The organism is Stenotrophomonas sp. YJH_SMC_54 (genome assembly GCF_059368435.1).
The window spans coordinates 148,225-168,986 of record NZ_JCAFRS010000009.1 but is presented as its reverse complement, the minus strand read 5'-3'; the positions used below and the strand labels follow the sequence as shown (position 1 = coordinate 168,986).

Below are 20,762 nucleotides of genomic sequence, written 5' to 3'. Positions count from 1 at the left end.
CCACAGCGCCGACCAGGGTCGGCATCTACCAGCAACGGTTGCCGGCCAGCGGCCGGCACTACCCCTGCAGCAATCGCCGCTGCAATCGCTCCACCGCGCGCTGCAGCAACACCCGGTTGCGGGCCAGCTTCATCCACTGCGGCAGGCGCGAGAACATGGATCGGTGATGGCCGCGGCTTTCGCGCAATGTCGCGCTCGCGTACTCGTGCAATGCGTGCAGATGTTCAGCGTTATAGGCCCAGAGCAGGCCTGCGCGGGTCTGTTCGACCAGGCACAGCGGCAATCCGAAGTGCGGATCGGTAGGCTCGGCATCACGCAATGGACGCACCGAGACCGAAACATCGGTACTGCGATCACATTGCGCACATCGAGCAGCGAAGGACGCCGGTGCAGGAACGCCAGCGGGAACCCGACGACGCACGTGCAGCCACTGATGCCCACAGAATCCACAAGGTTGGCGGCCCAGCATGTAGACCGCACCGACCCAGTCACCACTGTCCAGTGCAGAACTGCAGCCGGTGCAGCGGAATCGCGCGGTCCACCGGTAAGGTTCCCAGCTGGCGACCACCCAGCCGGGGGTGTCGCAGCGATGGCAACGCACCGCGACACGGTCCGCGAAGGCCTGCAGGCTGCGCCCGTCATCGAAGTGCCGGCCAGGCACGGGCGAAGAACGCCCATGCCGGCCAGGCCAACGCCGCACCGCCATCAGACGTAGATCCGCGTCGGCGCCTCGTCAACGATCGCATGCGGCACGAAGCGCGCACTGTCACGGGTGATCGCGCTGTCGTCTTCGCGGATGCCGATGCCGCAGGCGTGGTCACCCACCACCCAGCTGCCGATCAGCGGATAGCCGCCTTCGAAGCGGGTGAGCGGATGGGCGCGCTGGATGATCGCCGGGCCATCGTAGGGACCGTCGCTGCGCTGGGTGCTGCCATCGGCCAGATGCATCTCGATGTTCGCGCCTTCGCGCGAGAACAGCGGCTTGCGCACCCAGCCCGACGCCAGCGTGCTGCCGTCATCGAAATGCGCTTCCAGCAGGTTCGGATGGCCCACGTTGCGCTGCCACAGCAGCGGCAGGATGCCCTTGTTGCTCAACACCGCCTTCCACGCCGGCTCCAGCAGCTGAACGCCCGAGCCGGGCAGCGCGCGGCCGAATTCCTCGGCCATCAGGTCTTCCAGCGGATACAGCTTGAACAGCGTGCCGATCACCGAATCGTCCAGCGCGGTGAAGCGGCCGTCCTCGGACAGGCCAATGTCCTCGATGGCGATGGCCTGGCCATGCAGGCCGGCCTGCGATGCACAGTCGCGCAGATAGTCGACGGTGCCGCGGTCTTCTTCGGAGCTGCCCACGGCACTGAAGTACAGCGGCGGCGGCAGCTGCGTGGCCAGTTCGCCGAAACGCTCGACCAGCGCTTCGTGAATCGCGTTGAACTGGTCGGCGTGCTGCGGCAGGCGACCGGCGTTGCGCTGGTCTTCCAGCCACTGCCATTGGAAGAAGCTGGCCTCGAACAGCGAGGTCGGCGTGTCGTAGTTCAGTTCGTACAGCTTGGCCGGGCCAGTACCGTCGTAGGCCAGGTCCAGGCGACCGTACAGATGCGGCTGGCGCTGGCGCCAGCTGTCGGCGATCCAGTCGCGGTAATGCGACGGAATCGCCAGCTGGTCCATCAAGCGTTCGCTGGCGATGACATCGCCGACCAGGTCCAGCGCCATCTGGTGCAGCTCGGCGCTGGGGTCTTCGATGTCCTGCTCGATCTGGCGCAGGGTGAACGCGTAGTACGCGCTTTCGTCCCAGTACGGCTGGCCGTCGATGGTGTGGAAGCGGAAACCTGCCTCTTCCGCGCGCGCCCGCCATTGGGCACGCTCGGCAATCCGGATGCGCTGCATGGGTCGATCAGCCGCCGTAGCTGCCGCTGCTGCTGCGACGCGCGCTGGTGTTGCCGAAGCCACCACGGCTGGCAGTGACCGCACGGTTCGGTTCGCTGGTGACCGGGGCCAGGCCGGCCTTGCCCGCGCCGATGCCGCTGGCGGTGTTCAGGCCACCAGTGCCACCCGGTGCCGGGCGCGCCCAACCCGCATTCTTGTCCTGGTAGGCCGGCGCCGATGCCGGTGCCTGCGGTGCCAGGCCTCCGCGGTTGCTCAGCATCTGCGACATGAAGAAGCCCATCATCATCGGGCCGATGAACGAGGTACCGGCCGAGGTGTGCTGCTGCACGCACTGCTCCGGCTTGTAATCCTTCTCGCAGGCTTCCCTGCTGGCGTACTTCGGCGCCGCATCGGCGGCCTGCTTCTGCGCTTCGGCGAAGGCATTGCGGCACGACGACGGATCGCCGGTGGCCTCGGTGCAGGCCTCGACCGACGTGTACAGGCCTTCCTGCACCTTCACCTCCGGCTCCTTCTGGCAGGCGGTGAACAGCAGCGGCGCGGCGCTCATCAGCAGCAGCGCGGTGGTGCGGGAACGTTTCATGGCCTCATGCCCTGTCGACGGATCAATGCCCCAATGATGCCAAATCCGGACCAGCAACCGGAATCGGCAAAGTCCGAAAGATGAACGGACTTTCATTTTCGTCGCTCCAATCAGGAATCGGGGGTCAGAGCCCGTCGCGCAGCAACGGGATCCGACCCCGTCAGATCGCAGGAAACTGTCGAAGGCGGGGTGGGTCCGGTTGCGGGGGCGTGAGCGCCATGGATGGCGCGACCGAGGCTACATGGACGTACTTGCGCCGTCCCCCGCAGCCGGACCCACCCCGCCATCCCACGGATAGCCCAGCTGTTGCTGTTGAGGTTGCCGGCCAGCGGCCGGCACTACCCCGGGTGCAGGGCGCAGCCCTGCCGCTCTCTCCCCGGTGGTTGCAGCAGCAACCGAAAAAATTGGCCATGATCGGCTGACCCCCACGTCGTACGGCCCGCCCGTTCCGCCAGCCATGCCCGAATACCGTTCCCGCACCTCCACCGCCGGCCGCAACATGGCCGGCGCCCGCGCCCTGTGGCGTGCCACCGGCATGAAGGATGGCGACTTCCACAAGCCGATCATCGCCATCGCCAACTCCTTCACCCAGTTCGTGCCCGGCCACGTGCACCTGAAGGACCTCGGCCAGCTGGTCGCGCGCGAGATCGAGCAGGTCGGCGGCGTCGCCAAGGAATTCAACACCATCGCCGTGGACGACGGCATCGCGATGGGCCACGACGGCATGCTGTATTCGCTGCCCAGCCGCGAGATCATCGCCGACGCCGTGGAGTACATGATCAACGCGCACTGCGCCGACGCGCTGGTGTGCATCAGCAACTGCGACAAGATCACCCCCGGCATGCTGATGGCAGCGCTGCGCCTCAACATCCCGGTGGTGTTCGTTTCCGGCGGACCGATGGAAGCGGGCAAGACCAAGCTGTCCGAGCACAAGCTGGACCTGGTCGATGCGATGGTGGTGGCTGCCGATGACAGCGCTTCCGACGAGAAGGTGGCAGCGTTCGAACGCAGTGCCTGCCCCACCTGCGGCTCCTGCTCGGGCATGTTCACCGCCAACTCGATGAACTGCCTGACCGAAGCGCTGGGCCTGTCACTGCCCGGCAACGGCACCACGCTGGCCACCCACGCCGACCGTGAGGCGCTGTTCCGCCGTGCCGGCCGCCTGATCGTCGAACTCTGCCATCGCTGGTATGGCGGCGAAGACCCGAGCGCGCTGCCGCGCGGCATCGCCACCCAGGCGGCATTTGCCAATGCGATGACCCTCGACATCGCCATGGGCGGCTCCACCAACACCATCCTGCACCTGCTGGCCGCCGCGCAGGAAGCGGAGGTCGACTTCGACCTGACCCACATCGACGCGCTGTCGCGTCGCGTGCCGCAGCTGTGCAAGGTGGCGCCGAACACGCCGAAGTACCACATCGAAGACGTGCACCGCGCCGGCGGCGTGTTCGGCATCCTGGGTGAACTGGACCGCGCCGGCCTGCTCGATACCACGGTGCCGACCGTGCACAGCGCCAGCCTGGCCGAGGCGCTGGAACGTTGGGACGTGGTGCGCAGTGACAACGACACCCTGCATACCTTCTTCAAGGCCGGTCCAGCCGGCATTCCCACCCAGGAGGCCTTCAGCCAGGCCACGCGCTGGCCGACGCTGGACGTGGACCGCGCCGAAGGCTGCATCCGCTCGCTGCAGCATGCGTATTCGCTGGAAGGCGGCCTCGCCGTGCTGCGCGGCAACCTGGCCGTGGATGGCTGCGTGGTGAAGACCGCCGGCGTGGACGAGTCGATCCACGTGTTCGAAGGCTCCGCGCGCGTCTACGAAAGCCAGGACGCCGCCGTCGCCGGCATCCTCGCCGACGAAGTGCAACCCGGCGAGGTGGTGGTGATCCGCTACGAAGGCCCGAAGGGCGGCCCCGGCATGCAGGAGATGCTGTACCCGACCAGCTACCTGAAATCGAAGGGGCTGGGCAAACAGTGCGCACTGCTCACCGATGGCCGCTTCTCCGGCGGCACCTCCGGCCTGTCGATCGGCCATGTCTCGCCGGAAGCCGCCAGCGGCGGTGTCATCGGCCTGGTGGAAGATGGCGACCGCATCCGCATCGACATTCCGGCCCGCCGCATCGACCTGCTGCTGGACGAGGCCGTGCTGGCCCAGCGCCGCAGCGACGCCGATGCGCGTGGTTGGAAGCCGCGCGCACCGCGCCCACGCAAGGTCACCAGCGCGCTGAAGGCCTACGCCCTGCTGGCCACCAGCGCCGACAAGGGTGCCGTACGCAACACCGCGCTTCTGGGCGATTGACCGCCATACGGTAATGCCGGCCGCTGGCCGGCATCTGGGAAAAGGGGACGGAGGGAATTAAGTCGTTTGTGCCTAAAACGACTTAATTCCCTCCGTCCCCTTTTTGCCGGCCAGCGGCCGGCACTACCGGTCAGCCGATCACACGCTTGAACGGCGGCAGCGCGTCGATGATGCGCTTGCCGTAGCGGCGGGTCAGCAGCCGCGAATCGAGGATGATCACGCGGCCGGTGTCGGTGGAAGTGCGGATCAGGCGGCCTGCGAACTGGGTCAGCGTGCGCAACGCATGCGGAATGGCGATCAGATTGAAGGCATTCAGCCCACGCCCCTCGAACCATTCGCTGAGGGTGGCGGTCTGCGGATCGGTCGGAACCGCGAATGGCACCTGGGTGATCACCACCGTGGTGCAGGCTTCACCGGGCAGGTCGAGGCCTTCGCCGAACGAGTTCAGTCCGAACAGCACCGAACCCTCGCCTGCGGCCACGCGGCGCAGGTGCTCGTCGATCAGCCGGGTCTTGGACATCTCGCCCTGCACCAGCACCTGCTTGCGGCGCGCGGCCGACATCAGCCCAGCCACCTTCTCCATCTTCCAGCGCGAGGTGAACAGCACCATCGAGCCTTTGGCCCAGTCCAGTTCGGTATCCAGGTAGCGCGCTACTTCGCGCGGGTGGCCTTCGCGGTCGTCCGGGGTGACCGGGAACTTCGGCACGATCAGCTCGGCCTGGTTGGGCAGGTCGAACGGCGAGGACAGCGAGACCATCTCGGCCTCTTCCGGAATGCCGTTGTCGATCGCCAGCGACTGGAAGTCGCCACCGCCGGTCAGCGTCGCCGAGGTCATCACCACCGAGTCCACTTCATCCCACAGCAGCTTGCGCAGCACGTGCGCGGCCGAAACCGGCGAGCCGTGCAGCACCAGGTCGCCGTCGCGGGTGGCGGTGACCCAGCGCGCCATCGGCGGCGCACCGTCCTTGTCTTCGCGACGCCAGGCCTGCCACAGGTTGTACTGCTGCTCGATCATTTCCAGCGCCATGCCCAGGTTGCGCTGCAGGCGCTCGCGCGCGGCATCGTCCGGCTTGCCCTTGGCCACCTGCGCGGTGGCGGCGTGCGCCCAGTTGTAGAGGCTGCGGGTATCGTCAGCCAACGCCTCGATCGGCTCGCGCCAGGCCTCGGGCAGTCGCCCATTGGCCGCGCGCCACATCGGCTCTTCGTCCGCCGGCGCCGGCATCCACACGCGCTCGATATGATCGCGGAACGCGCGCAGCTGCTTGGCCACGTTGCTGGCCACCTCGATCGCTTCGTTCGGCAGCAGGTTGCCAAGGCGATCCTTGTCCACCGCGCGGTAGGCGCCAGCGATCAGGATCTGCAGGCGGCCGGTACGCTTGGCCATCTCGTCCAGCGCCAGGCTGGCCGCGCCCTGGTCGATCGCCACGTTGCCGATGTGATGGCCTTCGTCCAGCACCAGCAGCATGTCCGAGGGCGGCGCGATCAACGGCTGGCCGTTGTCGCTGTCGCCGATCGACAGCGCCGACAGCAGCAGCGCGTGATTGGTGACCACGATCTGCGCGTCACGCACGGTGTTGCGCGAACGCAGCACCGCGCACTGTGCCGAGTACGCACAACGGCGCCCGGCGCAACCCGAAGCCGGCGTGGTGATGCGGCTGCGCAGGCCGGGGCTGATGGTCTCCGGTGCGTTGTCGATATCGCCATCCCAGCTGCCGCTGGTGAAGGCGTCGGTCAGGCGCTTGGCGATGTCCATTTCGATCGGCGCCAGCGGCCGGTCGAACAGCGGCGCGTCATCCTCGAACATGCCGCCCTGCGAGCCCTCGCCCTGCGCCTCGGCGGCATTGCGCGTGCACAGGTAGCGGGTACGGCCCTTGGCCAGCGCCACGGTCGCCTCCAGGCCGGTGGCTTTCAGGAAATTCGGGATATCGCGCTCGACCAGCTGCGACTGCAGCGCCACGGTGCCGGTGCTGATCACCAGCTTCTTCTTGCTGGCCAATGCGATCGGCACGCCTGCGGTGAGGTAGCCCAGGCTCTTGCCGACGCCGGTGGGCGCCTCGACCACGCCGACGCCACCGCTTTTCGACAGCGCACGCGACACCACGCCGATCATCTGGCTCTGCGAGCGACGGGTGGAAAAGCCGGGGGTATTGGCCTGCAGCGTCGTGTACGCCTTGCGGATCGCGTCCTTCAAGGTGTCATCGAGGGTGCGCGGAGCGGCGACGGTTTCGGTCACGCCGGGAATTACCGTAGCTGGATCAGGCCGGGCATTGTCGCATGGCCGGCCGCATTCACCGCCGCTGGGACCCTGAACGGGCCAGCGACGACGCCCGCTGGCGGTCCCGGTCCAATGACCGGACCATCCCAGGGGCAGATACGCCGGGCATGGCCCGGCGCGACCGGTCAGGCGGCCGGGAGCGTACGGGTACGCAGCAGGCGCACCAGCGCCCACACCACCAGCACCACACCGATGGCCTCGACCATCGCCAGCGCGAAATGCAGCACGCCGAGGATGGCACTCAAGCTCGACACGGCACTGAAATCACCGCTGCGGACCATCCACATCGGCAGGATGCCCGCCGCCATGCCGCCGAGGCTGGCCAGCAGCAACAGCAGCAGGCCGACCAGGGCACCGGTGCGGGTGGCATCGCGCGGTGCGCCGACCACCCAGACCAGGCCCACGCACAGCGCGATCAGCACCGGCAGGCGCACGCCCACCATGCTCAGCACCGTCACCAGCAGGGTTGTGCCGTCCATCGATCAGTCCTCGCCGGCCAACACCGCCGAGCCCTGTCGCAGCGACTGGTAGACTTCGTCGGTCTGCGGGCGCACACCGTGCCACTGCAGGAAGCTCTCGGCGGCTTGCTCGACCAGCATGCCCAGGCCATCCACGGTGTTGCGGCAGTTCGCCGCGCGTGCCCAGGCCAGGAAGGCAATCGCCGCCTCGCCGTAGTTCAGGTCGACGGCGGTGGTCATCGAGTTGACCAGCGACAGCGGCAGCTTGAACTCGACGTCACGGTCGCGGCCGGCCGAGGTGGCGTTGACGATCAGTTCGAAGTCACCCAGATCACGCAGGTCTTCCCAGTAGCGGCTGATCGCGCGACCCGGCTCACCCATCGCATCGATCAGTTCATCGGCGCGTTCCGGCGTGCGGTTGACCACCACCAGCTCGGTGATGCCGGCATCAAGCAGCGCCGGGGCGACGCTTCGCGCGGAGCCACCGGCACCGATCAGCAACATGCGGCGGCCACGCAGGTCCAGGCCATGGCGGTCGGTCAGGTCACGCACCAGGCCGATGCCGTCGGTGGTGTCGCCATGCCAGCGGTCGCCCTTGCGCAGCAGCGTGTTGACCGAACCGGCGCGGCGCGCGCGTGCGGTCAGGGTGGTGCACACCGAGAACGCGGCCTCCTTGTGCGGCGAGGTGACGTTGGCGCCGACACCGCCGTCGGCGGCGAAGGCCTCCAGGCCGGCCAGGAACGCCTCCGGGGCCAGGTCGATCGCGCGGTAATCCACCGCGATGCCTTCCTGGCGACCGAACGTCGCGTGGATCTGCGGCGACTTCGAGTGGGCAACGGGGTGTCCGAAGACGGCGTAACGGTCGGTCATGGAATCCTCAAGCTGGCTAGACTGATGCTCTTTCGTGCACGGACCCGGATGATGCGCATCACCCCGCCCCTGCTGGTGCTTGCCGCCAGTCTACTCTCTGCCCCCGTGGCGATGGCGTTGAACGAGTACGGCATCGAAGGCATGGGCGTGGTCTCGACCCGCGCCGACGAGGGCCGCGCCACGATCAGTGCCGATGGCCGGCGCATCGTCTTCGCCCGCCGCGGCGAAGCCGGCTGGGGCCTGTGGGAGGCGCGCGTGGTCGATGGCCGCTGGCAGCAGGCGCAGGCCCTGCCGGTAGGCGTGGCCGGCGAGGCCCGCGATCCGTACTTCAGCCGCGACGGCCGCTGGCTGTTGTTCGCCGCCGGCCGCGAAGGCGCGCTGGCGCTGTACCGGGCTGCGGTGGAAGCCGATGGCCGGCTGGGCAAGGCGCACCCCATGGCCGGCGACGGTGGACGCCACGAAGAGCGCGGGCCGGCCCTGAGCGCGGACGGCACGCGGCTGCTGTTTGCCCGCCAACAGGGCCGTGGCGCCGGCTGGAACCTGTTCGTGGCGACGCTGGATGTGCAGGGCATGCGCGGCCCGGCCACCGCATTGACAGCGTTGAACAGCGCCGATGACGAGACCGACGGCGACTGGCTGCGCAACGATGGCGCAGTGGTGTTCAGCCGCGGCAACGGCACGACCGCACAGGTGTGGAGCAGCGGCTGCGCGTGGAGTGGCGCGGCCCTGCAACCGTTGGGACTGTCGTTCAACCAGACCGGCGGCTGGACCGGCGCGCCGGTGATCGACAACGCCAAGCCAGGCGAAATGATGGTGGCCAGCAGCGCGGCCAGGGCACCGCGTGCCGGTGGCGTGGACGTGTACCGGTTGGCGGTGCCGAAGGTGGCGGCGGTGGCCGGGTGCGTGCGGTAGATCCACGCCGCGCGTGGATGGCGCCCGCGCAGGGGTCAGAGCCCTTTCCTGCGGAAAGGGATCCGACCCCGGGCATTGCCCGTCAGCGCGACAACACCTTGGCGCGCAACTGCTCGTACTCCATCTCGCTCAGCTGGCCATTGTCCTTGCGCTGGTTCAGCGCGGCCAGCTCGGCCTGCACGCTGTCCGGCAGGGCCTGCTCACGGGCCACGTGGCGGGCGGCGGAGAGCTGCTCCGGTGGACGCTTGCCCGCGCGCCAGGCGGCGATGAAGACACCGACGATGATGGTGCCGAACACCAGCGTGCCGGTGCCCCAGATCAGCCATTGCATCCATCCCAGTTCGGGTCCCATCGCGCAGTCCTCCGTCTATCGTGGCGCTATTGTCAGCGCTCGCGCAGCCATCGCGCCACCTGCGGCGCGAAATAGGTCAGCACGCCATCGGCACCGGCCCGCTTGAAGCCCAGCAGCGACTCCAGCACGCAGGCGCGCTCGTCCAGCCAGCCGTTGGCGAAGGCGGCCTTCATCATCGCGTACTCGCCACTCACCTGATAGGCGAAGGTCGGCACACCGAATTTCTCCTTCACCCGGCGCACCAGGTCCAGGTACGGCATGCCCGGCTTGACCATCACCATGTCGGCGCCTTCTTCCAGGTCCAACGCGATCTCGCGCAGGGCCTCGTCGCCGTTGGCCGGGTCCATCTGGTAGGTCTTCTTGTCGGCCTTGCCGAGGCTGGCCGCGCTGCCCACCGCATCACGGAACGGACCGTAGAACGCCGAGGCGTACTTGGCCGAGTAAGCCATGATGCGCACGTTGACGTGGTTGTCGGCATCCAGCGCACGGCGGATCGCGCCGATGCGGCCATCCATCATGTCCGACGGCGAAACGATGTCGACGCCGGCTTCGGCATGCGACACCGACTGCTTGACCAGCGCTTCGACAGTGATGTCGTTCAGTACATAGCCCTTGTCGTCGATGATGCCGTCCTGGCCGTGGGTGGTGTACGGGTCCAGCGCCACATCGGTCATCACCCCCAGTTCCGGGAAGCGCGACTTCAGCGCGCGGATCGCGCGTTGCGCCAGGCCGTCCTCGGCCCACGCCGCCGATGCATCCAGCGATTTCAGCGACGGGTCGATCACCGGGAACAGGTCGATCACCGGAATGCCCAGCTCCAGCGCCTCTTCGGCCACCTTCAGCAGTTCTTCGATCGACAACCGCTCCACGCCCGGCATCGACGGCACTGCGGTGCGGCCGGCCAGTTCGTGCACGAACACCGGGTAGATCAGGTCGTCGGTGGTCAGCGTGTTCTCGCGCATCAGGCGGCGCGAGAACTCGTCGTGGCGCATGCGGCGCGGGCGGTACAGCGGGTGGGACATGGCAGGCTCCGAGGAGTGGCTATTGCAACAGGTAGCCCTGCGGCAGCAGGGGTTCGGGCAACGGGCGTTCGCCGAGCGCATCGAGCTGGTCGATCTCGATCGTGCGCACCAGCGCGTCCAGCGGCAGATCGTTCGGCTCAAGGCCGAACGGGTCTTCCATTTCTTCGCCCAGCTGGTCCAGGCCGAAGAAGGCATAGGCCAGCACCGCCGACAGCACCGGCGTGCCCCAGCCCAGCGAACTGGCCAGGCCGAACGGCAGCAGCACGCAGAACATCCACGCGCAGCGGTGCAGCAGCAGGGTGTAGGCGAACGGCAGCGGCGTGGTGAGGATGCGCTCGCAGCCGGCCTGGATCGACGACATCGCGTGCAGGCGCTCTTCCAGCTGGGTGTAGAGGATGGGCTCGAGCTGGCCGGCGCGCAGCGCATGCGCCAGTTCGGCCGCGATCATCGCCAGCAGTGCATCGGGCACGTTCTCGCGCTGGCCCAGCTGTTCGCGCTGGCGCTTGTCCAGCCACGGCAGTGCTGCCAGGGCGACGATGCGACCACGCAGTCGCGCCGCCAGCGCATGGGCGAACGCGGTGGTGAGGTAGGCGACGCGACGACGACGGCCCGCGTCGTCGGCCAGCAGCAGGTTTACCTGGCGCGCCAGCGAACGCGATTCGTAGACCAGCTGGCCCCACAGCTTGCGTCCTTCCCACCAGCGGTCGTAGCAGGCGCTGTTGCGGAAGCTGAGGAAGATCGACAGCACCAGGCCAAGCAGGGTGAACGGGGTCACCGACACGCGTTCGATGCCGGTGGGGGGCGCCAGTTCGACCACCGCAGCCACGGCGATGGACAGGATCAGGATGGCCAGCACCTTCGGCGCGATCGCTTTGACGATCGAACCGCGCAGGATGTACAGAAGTTGCCAGCCGTGGGGACGGGGTCGGATGATCATGGGGCAGCCGCGCGGGGCGCGGATTCACAGGCACGCGGGGGGCTCGCGCAGCCATTCATTGTACGCCCCCGCCCGGCCATCGGCCGTGTGCCTGCGACGCCCTGTCGCACCCGGGACCGGGCTCAGACCACGCCGCCGCCCAGGCCAAGACGCAGGATGCCGACCACCACCACGATACCGTTCAGGACCAATCCGGCCCACGCCCGACCACGCTTGCTCGGGTGGGTGAACAGGATGCCCAGCGCGGCGATCACCGCACCGACCGCGGCGAACGGGATCAGGAACCAGTTGCCCCAGCCCAGCAGCGGAATCAACGCCAGGATCATCCACAACAGCGCCAATACGCCCCACAACAGACTGATCACACCCATGCCGCTCTCCCGCAGTTGGTTCCTGGCCCCACCATAATCGTTCCCGTTGCCGCCGCCTACTGCCATTGGCGGGGCTGTCACCCGGCCCGTGCTAGCGTGCTGTCGTGCGTGCCCCGGCCCGGGTGTTGGCGCCGATTCAGAGTGGCCCGCCGATCATCGCAACCAGTCCTGCAGGGGAAGTGCCATGAACATCCGTTGGGCCGCGTTGGCGGCCACGCTGCTGGTCGCCGCCGGCTGTGCCAGCACCTCCAAGGTGATGCTGGGCCGCGCGCGCGCACCGATCGATCCGGCGCTGGTGCAGATCTATTCGACGCCACCGGCCGGCTCCCAGGAAATCGCCCAGCTGGAATCGTCTTCCGCCGTCGGCTTCGGCACCCAGGGCCAGACCGACGCCGCCGTGGCCCGCCTGAAGCGTGAAGCCGCAGCGCTGGGCGCCAACGGCGTGGTGCTGATGGGCGTGGGCAGCAGCGGTTCGCCGGTAGGCATGTCGGTGGGCGCGGGCACGTTCGGCTCGCACGTCGGTGGTGGCGTCGGCATCGGGATTCCGACCACGCAGAAGCGCGCCGCGGGCGTCGCGATCTGGGTGCCGAATCCGGCACCGCCGGCGCGGTTGCCGACACAGGTGATTACCCCGCAGCGGTGACGCAGCAGCGTCACCGCAGGTAGTGCCGGCCGCTGGCCGGCACATCCCTGCAACAGCCAACACATCGCTCTGGTGGGTGCCAACCTTGGTTGGCACGAACCCACAGCGCCGACCAAGGTCGGCATCTACCAACACCGGTTGCCGGCCAGCGGCCGGCACTACCGGAGGGTGTTCAGCGCTTGTACTTCGGCACGAATACCTTGTTCACCGCGTCGGCCAGCTGGTCCGGCGGCAGCAGGCCCTGGTCGAGCAGGAAGTTGTTGAACGCCAGGCGGTCGAACTTCGCACCCAGCGCCAGTTCCGTCTGCATGCGCAGTTCCAGGATGCGGGTGTAGCCGTAGAAGTAGCTACCGGCCTGGCCCGGCATCCGCACCATGTAGCGGTCCAGTTCCTGGGTGGCCATCGCCTTGGACAGGCCGACCTGCTCCATCAGCACGCGCTCGCCGTTGGCACGGTCGGTCAGGCCGAGGTTGAGCATCGGGTCGAGCATCGCGCGCGCGGCGCGCAGCAGGCGGAACTGCAGGGCGATCATCTGCCCGTCCAACGGCTCGTACGGCACCATCTCGGCTTCGGCGTACAGCGCCCAGCCTTCCACGTTCACCGAATTGAACGCGAACATGGTGCGTGCCAGCGACACACCACGCTCGACCATCGCGGTGAACTGCAGCTCGTGGCCGGGGCGGCCTTCATGCGCGCTCAGCGTCCATGCTGCCGCACCGAAGTTGAAGTCGTCGTACTGCGCGCCCGGGCCCGCTGCCGGGTTGCCCAGCGGCAGCACGAAGGTGCCCTGCTGCCCGGTGTTGTTGACCAGCGGGGCCGGCAGGAAGTGCGGAGCCGGGCTGGCCGCACTCTCGGCGGCCGAGCCCAGGCGCATCTGCATGGCGCGCTTGGGCACGTCGACGATGGCGTGCTCGCGGATCAGCGGATCGATCGCATCGATCACCTTGCGATAGTGACCTTCCAGATGGTCGTCGGCGATCTTGTCGGCCTTCAGCGCGCGGATCACCGCCACCGGATCGCTCGGGTCGGCCACCTTCAGCCCCTTGTCCTTCACCACCAGCGGTGCCAGCTGCTGCATCGCCGAGCGGGTTTCCATGAACTCCAGCTGCGCGCGCTGCATCAGCAGCTTCGGGTCGATGTCGATGCCGACCTGCTTGAGCTGGTAGGCGTACAACGGCGCCGGCAGGCGTGCGTCGGCACGTGCCTTCGGCAGTACCTCCTTGCGGGTCCAGGCGGCGTAGTCCTTCATCTGCCCGGCCAGCGCCTTCATTGCTTCATCGGCGCCGGCAATCTGGTACTTCTTCAGCAGCGACTCGATACCGGTGATGTAGGTCTCGACGTTGTCCAGCGACTGCTGCACTTCAATCTTCGTCGGCTGCAACAGGCTGCTGTCCTCCAGCCGTTCCTCGTAGCGCTGGCGCGCCAGCGTGGTGAAGGCGGTGCCGCCCGGCTGCAGGCCGGCATAGGCCTTGAGGCGGTCGACCGCCTTGGCCCGGCGCTCGACCGGCACCTGGTCGGACAGCAGCAGGTTGAGGCCGCTGAACACGGTCTGCGGCGCATCGCTCCACGGCAGCAGGTACTTCTCGTTGAGCTCGCTGCCTTCGATGTTCTGGCTGGCGGCGTGGATCATGATTTCCAAGTCCTGGCGGACATTGGGATCCTTCTCGACGGCCAGCTTTGCCTTCAGTTCGTCACGTGCCTTGGCCATGGCAGCGCGGTAGCGCTTGCCGTTGTCCGGGCCGAGATCGGCCACCTTGTCGTCGTAGCCGGGCACGCCGAAGAAGCCGGTTTCCTCCGGCTGGAACGGGCCCTGGGCGTCCAGCAGAATCTGCGCCAGCGCATTGCTGCGGGCGACCCAGGCCGGGCTGGCCGGGGTGGTGGCCTTGGCGGAGGGTGCCGCCAGCGCCGGTGGTGCGGACAGCAGCGGTGCGGCAGTCAGGGCCAGGGCAACGGCGAGCGCAATCGGCTTCATGGGACACTCCAGCAAAGGGTTGCCCGCACCCTACGCGCTCACGGCGATGGCGACAATCGGCGGGAAGTCATGGCGGGCTGGTTGTGCAGCCGGGCTCCGCGGAAACCTGGCGGGGGTAGAGTCGACTGTCAGTCGACTATCGCGCGCAGCGCGGGGTTTTTCGCTGTCTGATCGAAGAGCAGTCGACTGACAGTCGACTCTACCCAGTCGACGTCCCGCAGTCGCTTGCCCCCGGAGATCACAGCGCGGCGGTCAGCGGGCATTCGCCGCGATCACGGCAGGCCTTCAGCTCGCACTCCTGCGCGGCCTCGTCGTCATCCAGCGCCGTCAGGTCGAAGGTCTGCTTGTCCTCGCCCAACACGTACATCACCGGGTAGTCCCACACGTCATCGCGACGGGTACCCTGCACGAACAACCGTCCGTGCGCATGCGGTCCTTCCAGGGCTACGGTCAGGCCGACATCACGCTGGCCGTTGATCGCAGTCTGCATGCTGCCCAGCGGCATCGACTCGATGTTCAACGGCTCACCGAACGCTTCCACCAGTTCAATACTGCAGCCCGCGCGCCGCAGCGCCTCGCGCATCGGCGGGCTCTCGCGTGCCGCCTCGCTCCAGCGCAGCACGCTCCAGGTCACCACACCCCCTGCACCACCCAGCACCAGCACCACCATCAACGGCATCGCCCAGCGCCAGTGGCGGCACCACCAACCGGCGGATGCCGGGTCATGGGCGGGAATCGGCGGTGGCAGGGTCATCGGCGGGCTCCTTCCCGTTGCTGGATCAGGGCTTGAGGCAACGTCCCAGGAAGGCTTCGGCCACGCGGTAGCGATGCAGGGCATCGGCGCCGGACAGGCCATGCTTGGCACCCGGGTAGGTCATCAGCTCGAACGGCTGTGCACGCTTCTGCAACGCGCTCATCAGGCTGGTCGAATTGGTGAACAGCACGTTGTCGTCGGCCATGCCGTGGATCAGCAGCAGCGGCGAGCGCAGGCCATCGATATGGGTCAGCACGCGCGCTTCGCGGTAACCCGCTTCATTGCGCGCCGGCAGGTCCATGTAGCGTTCGGTGTAATGGCTGTCGTACAGGCCCCAGTCGGTCACCGGCGCACCGGCCACGCCACAGGCGTACTGGTTCGAAGCCTTGGCCAGCAGCATCAGGGTCATGTAGCCGCCGTTGGACCAGCCCTGCACGCCGATGCGCGCCGGGTCCACCCATGGCTGCTGCTTCAGCCAGGCCACGCCGCGCAGCTGGTCGCTCACTTCCACCGTGCCCTGCTTGCCATACAGCGCACCACCGAAGTCGCGGCCACGGCGCGGGGTGCCACGGTTGTCCAGCGAGAACACCACGTAGCCCTGCTGGGCCAGGTACTGGTTGAACAGGTGGTCGCCACGGCCGGGCCAGCTGTCGGTGACGGTCTGGCTGGCCGGGCCACCATAGACGTACACGGCCACCGGGTAGCGCTTGGACGGATCGAAGCCGGCCGGCTTGATCAGGCTGTAGTTCAGCGGGGTCTTGCCGTCGGCAGCCATCAACGTGCCGAACTCCACCGGGCGCTGCGCATCGCGGTAGCGCGCATACGGATGCTTGGGATCGGCCAGGTCGTTCTCGAGCAGGGTGGCGATCTTCTCGCCATTGGCGCGGAACAGTTCGATCTGCGGCGGCGTGGTGCTGTTGGACCAGCTGTCCACGTAGACGCTGGCGTTGCGGGCGAAGCTGGCGCTGTGCATGCCCGGCGCCTTCGACAGGCGCTGCGGCTCACCGCCCTGCAGCGACACCGCGTAGATCTGGCTTTCGCGCGAGGTCTCGATGCCGGCGCGGAAGTAGGCCTTGCCAGCCTTTTCATCGACCGCCAGCAGCTCGTCCACTGGCCAGTTGCCGTGGGTCAGCGCGGTGGCCTTGCCCTTGCTGTCGATGCGGTACAGGTGCTGGAAGCCGGTGCGTTCGGACGACCACAGCACGCTGCCATCGTCGAGGAAACGCAGGCTGTTGTGCAGCGGCACCCAGGTCGGGCTGGTTTCGTGGGCGAGCACGCGCTGGCGGTTGGAGTCGAGTGCCACTTCCACCAGGTCCAGCTGCTTCTGGTCACGCGACTGGCGCTGGAAGCTCAAGTGCTGCGCATCGCGCCAGTCCACGCGGGCCAGGTAGATGTCCTGTTCCTTGCCGAGGTCGACCCAGCGCGGCTGCGCATCGGCGGCCGGTGCGATCACGCCCAGCTGCACGCGCACGTTGGCATCGCCGGCGGCGGGATAACGCTGCTCGATCACGTCGGTGCGGTCGGCATAGACCTCGTAGCGCTTCTGCACCGGTACCGGGGATTCGTCGATGCGGGCAAAGGCAATCGCCGAATCGTCCGGCGCCCACCAGTAACCGGTGTGGCGATCCATTTCCTCGTCGGCGACGAACTCGGCAACGCCGTTGCCGATGGTGGTGCTGCCGTCGCGGGTCAGCTGCAGCTGCCTGCCGCTGGCCAGGTCGATCACCCACAGGTTGCGGCCGCGGATGAAGCTGACGAAGCCGCCCTTGGGCGACAGCTTGGCGTCGGTGGCGAAGCCTTCACCATGGGTCAGCTGGCGCACCGCCGCCTGGCCCTGCTGCTTGAGGTCGTACAGGTACAGCTCGCCGCCCAGCGGGAACAGCAGGCGCTGCGCGTCCGGCGACCACTGGTAATCGACGATGCCGGTCATCGCGGCGATGCGCTGGCGCTCGCGGCGGGCCTTCTCCTCGTCGCTGAGGGTCTCGGTGCCGGGCAGCACCACCTTGGAATCAACCAGCAACCGGGTCTGGCCACTGTCGATGTCGTAGGTCCACAGGTCCAGCTGGTTGCGGTCGCTGTCCTTGCCGCGCAGGAAGCTGACCTGCGAACCGTCGGGCGCCACCTTCGGCTTCATCAGGGTTGGGCCGGACAACGGCAACGGGCCGGTGATGGCTTCCAGGGTCAGCTTTTCAGCGTGGGCGGCGGTACTGGTGGCGAGCATGAGGGCGAGCGAAGCGAACAGGTGGCGCATGGAGGATCCCGGCAAACGGCAGGTCCGCCCCCGCGATGGACGCGGAGCGGTCGTCCCCCATCCTAACCAAGCCTGTGCGGGAAGGCAGCATGACCTTCTGCCCATGGCCTGGTGCTGGGGTCAGAGCCCTTTGCGCTGCAAAGGGATCCGACCCCGAGGCGGTCAGCGCTGGCCGAACAGGTGCTTGCGCTCCTCGTCGCTGAGCGGCTTGCCGGCGTTGGGGTTCTCCTGCTGGCGCAGGGCATAGGCCCGCTGGGTGGCCGGGCGTGCGGCAATGGCTTCATGCCAGCGCTTGAGGTTCGGGAACGCGGTGAAATCCACCGGCAGCTTGTCGTAGGCGCCGATCCACGGGTAGCTGGCCATGTCGGCGATGGTGTACTCGTCGCCGGCCAGGAAGGCGTGCTGGGCCAGGCGCTTGTCCATCACCCCGTGCAGGCGGCGCACTTCGTTGTCGTAGCGCTCGATGGCATACGGGATCTTTTCAGGCGCGTATACGTTGAAGTGGCCCATCTGGCCGCTCATCGGGCCCAGGCCGGCCATCTGCCAGAACAGCCACTCCAGGGTGGTGACGCGGCCGCGGGGGTCGCTGGGCAGGAAGCGGCCGGTCTTCTCGGCCAGGTACAGCAGGATCGCGCCGGACTCGAACACGCTCTGGGGAGCACCGCCATCGGCCGGGGCCTGGTCGACGATGGCCGGCATCTTGTTGTTCGGCGAGATCGCCAGGAATTCCGGCTGGAACTGGTCGCCCGAGCCGATGTTGACCGGGTGGATGCGGTATTCCAGGCCGGTTTCTTCCAGCAGCAGGGTCACTTTGTGGCCGTTCGGGGTGGGCCAGTAATACAGGTCGATCATGGCGGCGGCTCGGGGTGCAGAAAGGAACCTGAAGTCTAGTGCGTGAGTTGGGTTGGCACCGTCATGGCGGGCCGGTAACCTCGCCTCTCCCCCGCAACGCAGCATCCCTCGCATGAGTGCAAACCGCCCGCCGCTCTCCCCCTTGTCCACGCTGATCTTCGCCTCACGCTGGCTGCAGCTGCCGCTGTACCTGGGCCTGATCGTGGCGCAGTGCGTCTACGTGTTCCTGTTCGGCAAGGAACTGTGGCACCTGATCTCGCACTCGGTGTCGATGGGCGAGCAGCAGATCATGCTGATCGTGCTGGGCCTGATCGACGTGGTGATGATCTCCAACCTGCTGGTGATGGTGATCGTCGGCGGCTACGAGACCTTCGTCTCGCGCCTGCGCCTGGAAGGCCACCCGGACCAGCCGGAATGGCTGAGCCACGTCAATGCCAGCGTGCTGAAGGTGAAGCTGGCGATGGCGATCATCGGCATCTCCTCGATCCACCTGCTGAAGACCTTCATCGCCAGCGGTGCGCTGGGCGGCATCCCGCTGTGCACGCCGGAGCAGATGAGCGTGGCCGCTGCCAACATCGGTGTCGCCCGCTGCTCGATGCTGACCCAGGATGGCGTGCTGTGGCAGACCATCATCCACTGCGTGTTCATCCTGTCGGCGATCGGCATCGCCTGGACCGACAAGCTGATGTCCAACAGCCACAGCAGGTCGCACGACAAGGCACACGACCACTGAGGTCGCCGCCGCCAGCGGCTTGACCGCCGCTGCCCCATTCCGGCCACCGTCCCTTGTGCGCGGCGGTGGCCGGGATGCTAGATTGCACCCTCGCCGTTGCCGGCGGTGGCGTCGGGAAACGTCACCCTGCTGCGCCCGGACCGCAGGTCCCGGCCATGCGTATCAATGATTTACGTCACGTCGTCTTCTAGAGGGGAGCAGGATGTCGCACGTCTCAACGATCACCGCCGCGCGCCGGTGGCTGCCGGTTGCCCTGGCACTGGCACTGGCCGCCTGCTCGGGCAAGGAAGAATCCGCAGCGCCTGCTGCCGCCACGGCGCCTGCCGCTGCCGCACCCGCCGCACCGGCGGTTGCTGCCAAGGTGCAGTCCATGGGCACCGAGCAGCTGCGCGAGTCGGCCAGCCAGGCGCTGCGCGAGAACCGCATGTATGCACCGGCCGGCGACAACGCCATCGAGTACTACCTCGCCCTGCGTGACAAGACGCCGGACGACGCCTCGGTGAAGAGCGCACTGACCGACCTGCTGCCGTACACCCTGATCGCCGCCGAGCAACACCTGGGCCGCGAGGACTACACCGAAGCGCAGCGCCTGGTGGCACTGATCGAGAAGGTGGATGCATCCGCGCCGGCCCTGCCGCGCCTGAAGGACGGCCTGGCCAAGGGCGTGCAGAACGCAGCCAAGCGCACCGAAGCGGAAGCCGAGAAGGCCAAGAAGGACGCCGAGGACCGCAGCAAGCAGCAGACCGAGCAGCAGCGCCTGAGCGAGCAGCGCGCCAAGGAAGCCGACGCCGCCAAGCAGATTGCCGCGCAGCAGGATGCCGCGCGCCGCGACAACGAGCGCCAGGAAGCCGAGCGCCAGGCCGCCGCCCGCCGCGAGGCCGAGCAGAAGCAGCAGCAGGCTGCCGCCCAGCAGGCCAGCGCCGCACGCCAGGCCGCCGCACCGGCAGCGCCCACCCTGCGCCCGGTCAGCACACCGGCGCCGCGCTATCCGGGCGAAGCGCTGCGTTCGGGAACCTCCGGCGAAGTGCTGGTGGAGATCACCGTCGGCACTGACGGCTCGGTGGTGAACGCTCGCGTGCTGCGTGCGACGCCGGGACGCGTGTTCGACCGTGAAGCCCTGAACGCGGTCAAGCGTTGGCGCTTCGAGCCGGTCAGCGCGCCGGTGACCACCCGCCGTACGCTGGTGTTCGCGCCGGGCAACAACTGAACGAAAAAGGGGACGGAGGGGATTAAGTCGTTTCTGCCCCTGCAATGACGCCAAGGCCCGGCATGTCCGGGCCTTGTCCGTTTCAGGCCGCTCCATCGATCAGGTGTTGCAGTGCCGGATCGCGCGCCGTCAGCACCTGGAACAGGCCCAACGCGTGCAGGCCCGGCAGCAGCGCACGCAGGTCGGCTTCGGCAGTGGAACGGGTGGCAACATCGCTGGCGGGATCCTGCCAGTCACGGACGCTGGCCAGGAAGGCGCCGACACTGCCCTTGCGCACGGTGAGGCCGTTCACCTGCACGTCGTTCTGATGGTCGGGGAGGATGTCGTGTGGCTGCATGGGGAAGCGCTCCGTTGAAGTGGGCCCCAGTGTCGGGGCCCGGAGGCGACGTTTCT

The 20,762-nt window shown here is 67.8% G+C and carries 20 protein-coding genes; 5 read left to right on the top strand and 15 right to left on the bottom strand.

Features of this window, described 5'->3' with window-relative positions; genetic code table 11:
- Positions 1–58: 58 nt before the first annotated feature.
- Genes AC5P5S_RS12540 through AC5P5S_RS12530 form a run of 3 tightly spaced genes read right to left on the bottom strand, consistent with a single transcriptional unit; the run spans position 59 to position 2,464 of the window.
- Positions 59–706 carry a hypothetical protein gene (locus AC5P5S_RS12540; protein ID WP_049397687.1) on the bottom strand — a complete coding sequence of 216 codons (648 nt, stop codon included), beginning with the start codon at positions 704–706 and terminating at the stop codon, positions 59–61.
- A complete protein-coding gene (locus tag AC5P5S_RS12535; RefSeq protein WP_049397686.1) occupies positions 706–1,884 on the bottom strand; it encodes a glutathionylspermidine synthase family protein in 1,179 nt (392 codons plus the stop codon). Before AC5P5S_RS12535 ends, AC5P5S_RS12540 begins: the two co-directional genes overlap by 1 nt.
- 7 nt (positions 1,885–1,891) lie before the next feature.
- Positions 1,892–2,464, bottom strand: a complete 573-nt coding sequence (locus AC5P5S_RS12530) for a DUF1190 domain-containing protein (RefSeq protein WP_005411539.1) — start codon at positions 2,462–2,464, stop codon at positions 1,892–1,894.
- 457 nt (positions 2,465–2,921) lie between these two features.
- Here AC5P5S_RS12530 and ilvD point away from each other — a divergent pair, with 457 nt between their 5' ends.
- A complete protein-coding gene (gene ilvD / locus AC5P5S_RS12525) occupies positions 2,922–4,760 on the top strand; it encodes a dihydroxy-acid dehydratase (RefSeq protein WP_231336651.1) in 1,839 nt (612 codons plus the stop codon).
- 130 nt (positions 4,761–4,890) lie between these two features.
- Here the strand turns inward: ilvD and dinG are convergent, their stop codons facing one another.
- From dinG to aroE, 3 genes are all read right to left on the bottom strand, one after another.
- Positions 4,891–6,993: an ATP-dependent DNA helicase DinG gene (dinG, locus tag AC5P5S_RS12520; RefSeq protein ID WP_005411541.1), complete on the bottom strand. Its 2,103-nt coding sequence runs from the start codon at positions 6,991–6,993 to the stop codon at positions 4,891–4,893.
- A 167-nt stretch (positions 6,994–7,160) separates the two neighbouring features.
- Positions 7,161–7,514 carry a hypothetical protein gene (locus tag AC5P5S_RS12515; RefSeq protein ID WP_005411542.1) on the bottom strand — a complete coding sequence of 118 codons (354 nt, stop codon included), beginning with the start codon at positions 7,512–7,514 and terminating at the stop codon, positions 7,161–7,163.
- A 3-nt stretch (positions 7,515–7,517) separates the two neighbouring features.
- Positions 7,518–8,363, bottom strand: a complete 846-nt coding sequence (aroE, locus tag AC5P5S_RS12510; protein ID WP_062605408.1) for a shikimate dehydrogenase — start codon at positions 8,361–8,363, stop codon at positions 7,518–7,520.
- A 48-nt stretch (positions 8,364–8,411) separates the two neighbouring features.
- Here aroE and AC5P5S_RS12505 point away from each other — a divergent pair, with 48 nt between their 5' ends.
- Positions 8,412–9,275, top strand: a complete 864-nt coding sequence (locus AC5P5S_RS12505) for a TolB-like translocation protein (RefSeq protein ID WP_062605407.1) — start codon at positions 8,412–8,414, stop codon at positions 9,273–9,275.
- 82 nt (positions 9,276–9,357) lie between these two features.
- Here AC5P5S_RS12505 and AC5P5S_RS12500 read toward each other — a convergent pair whose 3' ends face one another.
- The 4 genes from AC5P5S_RS12500 to AC5P5S_RS12485 all read right to left on the bottom strand — a co-directional run bounded on the left by AC5P5S_RS12500 (position 9,358) and on the right by AC5P5S_RS12485 (position 11,957).
- The gene (locus tag AC5P5S_RS12500; RefSeq protein ID WP_049397683.1) at positions 9,358–9,627 is read right to left on the bottom strand and encodes a hypothetical protein; all 270 of its coding nucleotides are present in this window, start codon (positions 9,625–9,627) and stop codon (positions 9,358–9,360) included.
- Positions 9,628–9,659: 32 nt separating this feature from the next.
- Positions 9,660–10,649: a porphobilinogen synthase gene (hemB, locus tag AC5P5S_RS12495; RefSeq protein WP_005414824.1), complete on the bottom strand. Its 990-nt coding sequence runs from the start codon at positions 10,647–10,649 to the stop codon at positions 9,660–9,662.
- Between the two features lie 19 nt (positions 10,650–10,668).
- Positions 10,669–11,586: a bestrophin family protein gene (locus AC5P5S_RS12490; protein ID WP_005411547.1), complete on the bottom strand. Its 918-nt coding sequence runs from the start codon at positions 11,584–11,586 to the stop codon at positions 10,669–10,671.
- A gap of 122 nt (positions 11,587–11,708) precedes the next feature.
- A complete protein-coding gene (locus AC5P5S_RS12485) occupies positions 11,709–11,957 on the bottom strand; it encodes a hypothetical protein (RefSeq protein WP_005411548.1) in 249 nt (82 codons plus the stop codon).
- A gap of 184 nt (positions 11,958–12,141) precedes the next feature.
- Between AC5P5S_RS12485 and AC5P5S_RS12480 the strand changes: the two genes are divergently transcribed.
- Entirely contained in the window at positions 12,142–12,600 is a 459-nt protein-coding gene (locus tag AC5P5S_RS12480; protein WP_005411549.1) for a hypothetical protein, read from the top strand.
- A 172-nt stretch (positions 12,601–12,772) separates the two neighbouring features.
- Here the strand turns inward: AC5P5S_RS12480 and AC5P5S_RS12475 are convergent, their stop codons facing one another.
- The 4 genes from AC5P5S_RS12475 to AC5P5S_RS12460 all read right to left on the bottom strand — a co-directional run bounded on the left by AC5P5S_RS12475 (position 12,773) and on the right by AC5P5S_RS12460 (position 18,429).
- Complete coding sequence (locus tag AC5P5S_RS12475; protein ID WP_231336652.1) at positions 12,773–14,572, bottom strand: DUF885 domain-containing protein; 1,800 nt, start codon at positions 14,570–14,572, stop codon at positions 12,773–12,775.
- Positions 14,573–14,810: 238 nt separating this feature from the next.
- On the bottom strand, positions 14,811–15,326 hold the full coding sequence (locus tag AC5P5S_RS12470) for a cytochrome c oxidase assembly factor Coa1 family protein (RefSeq protein WP_049403671.1): 516 nt from the start codon (positions 15,324–15,326) through the stop codon (positions 14,811–14,813).
- Positions 15,327–15,351: 25 nt separating this feature from the next.
- Positions 15,352–17,577, bottom strand: a complete 2,226-nt coding sequence (locus AC5P5S_RS12465) for a S9 family peptidase (protein WP_062605405.1) — start codon at positions 17,575–17,577, stop codon at positions 15,352–15,354.
- Positions 17,578–17,739: 162 nt separating this feature from the next.
- A complete protein-coding gene (locus tag AC5P5S_RS12460) occupies positions 17,740–18,429 on the bottom strand; it encodes a glutathione binding-like protein (protein WP_062605404.1) in 690 nt (229 codons plus the stop codon).
- A gap of 112 nt (positions 18,430–18,541) precedes the next feature.
- On the opposite strand from AC5P5S_RS12460, the gene AC5P5S_RS12455 reads away from it, so the two are divergent.
- Together AC5P5S_RS12455 and AC5P5S_RS12450 are read left to right on the top strand one after the other, a co-directional pair.
- On the top strand, positions 18,542–19,162 hold the full coding sequence (locus AC5P5S_RS12455; RefSeq protein WP_012481561.1) for a TIGR00645 family protein: 621 nt from the start codon (positions 18,542–18,544) through the stop codon (positions 19,160–19,162).
- A 202-nt stretch (positions 19,163–19,364) separates the two neighbouring features.
- Complete coding sequence (locus AC5P5S_RS12450; protein ID WP_005414830.1) at positions 19,365–20,369, top strand: energy transducer TonB; 1,005 nt, start codon at positions 19,365–19,367, stop codon at positions 20,367–20,369.
- Positions 20,370–20,451: 82 nt separating this feature from the next.
- On the opposite strand, the gene AC5P5S_RS12445 is transcribed toward AC5P5S_RS12450, so the two are convergent.
- Positions 20,452–20,706 carry a hypothetical protein gene (locus tag AC5P5S_RS12445; RefSeq protein ID WP_005414831.1) on the bottom strand — a complete coding sequence of 85 codons (255 nt, stop codon included), beginning with the start codon at positions 20,704–20,706 and terminating at the stop codon, positions 20,452–20,454.
- Positions 20,707–20,762 lie beyond the last annotated feature (56 nt).